Genomic DNA, 459 nt, shown 5'->3' with positions numbered 1-459 from the left:
ACTGATCATCGCAAATGGTGGAGAACCTGTACAAAGCAAAACAGGCCATGCTTTTATCAAAGACAGAATGAGAAGCGAAAATGCCATTTACGGTGGTGAGATGAGTGCCCATCATTACTTTAGAGACTTTGCCTATTGCGACAGTGGCATGATCCCTTGGCTATTAGTGGTCCAATTGCTTAGTCAAAGAGAAAAATCGCTGTCTGAACTAGTTGGTGAACGTATGCAAGCATACCCCTGCAGCGGAGAGATCAACTACAAAGTCAACGATAGCACTGCAATCATTGATCGAATTCGCAACCACTTTTCTCCTCAGGCACCGGAGATAGATATGACTGATGGAATTAGTCTTACTTTCTCAGAATGGCGGATGAACTTACGTGCATCAAACACCGAGCCACTGTTGCGGCTGAATATTGAAACGCGTGCGGATACAGCACTATTACATACCAAAGTAGC

At 44.4% G+C, this 459-nt stretch carries 1 pseudogene; it reads left to right on the top strand.

The window, feature by feature from the left end:
* Window positions 1–459 (top strand): annotated as a pseudogene (locus JHD59_RS22190) (phosphomannomutase CpsG); the annotation flags it as partial.

This window comes from Chromobacterium sp. ASV23, from assembly GCF_016428945.1.
Classification (GTDB): domain Bacteria; phylum Pseudomonadota; class Gammaproteobacteria; order Burkholderiales; family Chromobacteriaceae; genus Chromobacterium; species Chromobacterium sinusclupearum.
Note: the sequence above shows the minus strand (reverse complement) of the source record. Positions and strands in the feature narration are given on the sequence as shown.